The organism is uncultured Caballeronia sp. (assembly GCF_964243625.1).
Classification (GTDB): Bacteria; Pseudomonadota; Gammaproteobacteria; order Burkholderiales; family Burkholderiaceae; genus Caballeronia.
Map to the genome: position 1 here is coordinate 1 of NZ_CAXTGZ010000653.1, position 3,325 is coordinate 3,325.

The following is a 3,325-nucleotide window of genomic DNA, read 5'->3' on the forward strand; positions in this document are numbered from 1 at the left end:
TGTTCAGCGCTCAAGCCCTTCTTGCCGGCCTTGATCTTCGGATTTGTCAGTTCCTCGATCTCTTCCAGCACCTTCTGAGAGCTGGTGCCCGGCGGCAACTCGTTGACGACGAGTTGCCACTGGCCGCGCGCCATTTCCTCGATTTTCCATCGGGCGCGCACTTTCAGGCTGCCACGGCCGTTTTCATAAGCCGCTGCAATCTCCGCCGGGCTGGAAATGATCTGCCCGCCGCCCGGAAAATCCGGTCCGGGAATCATGTCCATCAACTCGGCGTGTTCGATCTTCGGATTGCGGATCATCGCGACCGCGGCGGCGGCGACTTCACGCAAGTTGTGCGACGGGATTTCAGTGGCAAGACCCACCGCGATCCCCGATGCGCCATTCAACAGCGCGAACGGCAGACGCGCGGGCAGGAGCTTCGGCTCCTGGAACGAACCGTCGTAGTTCGGCATGAAATCGACGGTGCCCATGTCGATTTCATCGAGCAGCAACTTGGCGATCGGCGTGAGGCGCGCTTCCGTGTAGCGCATGGCCGCCGCGCCGTCGCCGTCGCGTGATCCGAAGTTGCCCTGGCCATCGATCAGCGGGTACCGCATCGAAAAAGCCTGCGCGAGGCGCACCAGCGCGTCGTACGCCGACTGGTCGCCGTGCGGATGATATTTACCCAGCACGTCGCCCACCACACGCGCCGATTTCACCGGCTTGGCCGTATTCGCCAGGCCCATCTCGTTCATGGCGAACAGGATGCGGCGTTGCACGGGCTTCTGACCGTCGCTGACATCGGGCAACGCACGGCCTTTGACCACGCTCACCGCGTAGTCGAGATACGCGCGCTCGGCGTAGTCGCCAAGCGTCAGTTTTTCGCCATCGGGCGCGGCTTCTTGTTCCGCGAAGAGATCGTCCATCGAATTTCCAGTGTTATGCGTTGACGAGGTTCAAGGTCAGGCTTGGCAGCGCTCAGGTCAGATATCCGCTTCGACTTCGTTGCCCTTCTCTTCCAGCCAGCTACGCCGCGACGCCGCTTCGCCCTTGCCCATCAGCATGGTCATGCGCGTGACCGTGTTGTCAAAACCGAGTTCGCCGAGCTGAACCGGCAGCAAGCGGCGCGTGTCGGGATTCATGGTCGTGTCCCAGAGTTGCTCCGCGCTCATTTCGCCCAGGCCTTTGAAACGGCTGATCGACCATTGCGTCTCGCGCACGCCGTCCTTCCTCAGTTTGTCGAGGATGGCTTCGAGCTCGCCTTCATCCAGGGCATAAAGCTTTTGCGCCGGCTTCTTGCCGCGAGCGGGTGCATCGACCCGAAACAGCGGCGGCCGCGCAATACACACATTGCCCTGCTCGATCAGTTGCGGGAAGTGCTTGAAGAACAGCGTGAGCAGCAGGACCTGGATGTGCGCGCCATCCACGTCCGCATCCGACAGGATGCAGATCTTGCCGTAACGCAGGTTCGAGAGATCGGCCTTGCTGTCGAGGCTGTCCGGACCATGCGGGTCCACGCCGATCGCCACCGCGATGTCATGCACTTCGTTGTTAGCGAAGAGCCTGTCGCGCTCGGTTTCCCACGTGTTCAGCACCTTGCCGCGCAGCGGCAGGATGGCCTGGAATTCCTTATCGCGGCCCATCTTCGCAGAACCGCCCGCCGAATCGCCCTCGACGAGGAACAATTCGTTGCGCGATACATCCGTCGATTCACAATCGGTCAGCTTGCCGGGCAGCACCGCCACGCCCGAGCTCTTGCGCTTTTCGATCTTCTGCCCGGCGCGCGTGCGCGCCTGTGCCTGCCGGATCACCAGTTCCGCGAGTTTCTTGCCGTACTCCACATGCTGGTTCAACCACAGTTCGAGCGCGGGCCGCGTGAACGACGACACGAGTTTCACCGCGTCGCGGCTATTGAGGCGTTCCTTGATCTGGCCTTGGAACTGCGGGTCGAGCACCTTCGCCGACAACACGAACGACACCCGCGCGAACACATCTTCCGCGAGCAGCTTGACACCCTTTGGCTGCAGGTTGTGCAACTCGACAAAACTTTTAACCGCCTGGAACAAGCCGTCGCGCAAGCCGGATTCGTGCGTGCCGCCTGCGGGCGTCGGGATCAGGTTGACGTACGACTCGCGCAGCAACGGACCTTCTTCGCTCCACGCGACGACCCAACTCGCGCCCTCACCTTCGGCGAAGGTTTCTTCGCTCGACTTGGCATTCCCCGCGAAGCGTTCGCCTTCGAACAACGGAATCAGCAGGTCGCTGCCGCCCATGCCTTCGAGCAGGTAACCGCGCAGTCCATCCTCATATTTCCAGGTCTGGCGCTCGCCGGTCTTTTCGTTGATGAGCGTGACTTCCACGCCCGGCAACAACACGGCCTTCGAGCGTAGCAGGCGTTGCAACTCGCCCACGGGCAAATTCGGCGAATCGAAATACTTGGGGTTGGCCCAGGCGGTGACGCGCGTGCCAGATTTTTTCTCGCCGCGATTCATCGCGCGTGTTTCGAGCGGCTTGACCACATCGCCATTCGCGAAACCGAGATCCGCCACCTTGCCATCGCGCCAGACGGTCACGTCCAGCCGCGTGGAAAGCGCGTTCGTTACCGATACACCCACGCCATGCAGGCCGCCCGAGAACGTGTAGGCGCCACCGGCGGCTTTATCGAACTTGCCGCCCGCATGCAGGCGCGTGAACACGATCTCGACAACCGGCACGCCTTCCTCGGGATGCAGGCCGTAGGGAATCCCGCGCCCATCGTCTTCGACGGATACCGAATGGTCGGCATGCAGCGTCACCGTGATCTGCTTGCCGTAGCCGCCGAGCGCCTCGTCCGAAGCGTTATCGATGACTTCCTGGATGATGTGCAGCGGATTTTCCGTGCGGGTGTACATGCCGGGCCGTTGCTTGACCGGCTCGAGCCCCTTCAGCACCTTGATGGATGCTTCGCTGTATCCGCTGTTCTTGCCGCCGTCGGCGGCGCTGGGTTTTTTCGTGGACATGTCTGGACGGTGGTCCGGCGGTCCGTGCAGGACCACCGGCGAATGCGTGAACAGTACGGGCCGATCCGGTGCGGGCTTGCCGCACGTGTCCGGCCCGCGCCGATTTGAGCGTCAATAACTTGAAACCGCGACGGCGAACGCCGACTGGCAGCCAAACTGTGGCCCCAGAGCCAGCGCACCCGAAAACGCGACGTATTTTACTGATTTCGACAAATATTTCGATATGACGAACGATGTCGCGAAACACGCAGGTCCGCAGACCGGCCTACTTCCGCTTTGCTTCCAGTTCTTCCCAGCGTTCGAGCGCGACAAGCAATGCTTCATCGATAGCCGCGTGCCGCTCGCTC

General features: G+C 61.8%; 2 protein-coding genes. Both read right to left on the minus strand.

Going from position 1 to position 3,325, the window contains the following annotated elements; translation table 11 throughout:
* A partial coding sequence (locus tag ACFFAR_RS28690) for a DNA gyrase subunit A (RefSeq protein ID WP_375508954.1) occupies positions 1-905 on the minus strand: 905 nt, incomplete at its 3' end.
* Between the two features lie 57 nt (positions 906-962).
* Positions 963-2,978 (minus strand): DNA topoisomerase IV subunit B, encoded by a 2,016-nt coding sequence (locus ACFFAR_RS28695; RefSeq protein ID WP_375508955.1) that lies wholly within the window; start codon positions 2,976-2,978, stop codon positions 963-965.
* Between the last annotated feature and the right edge of the window lie 347 nt (positions 2,979-3,325).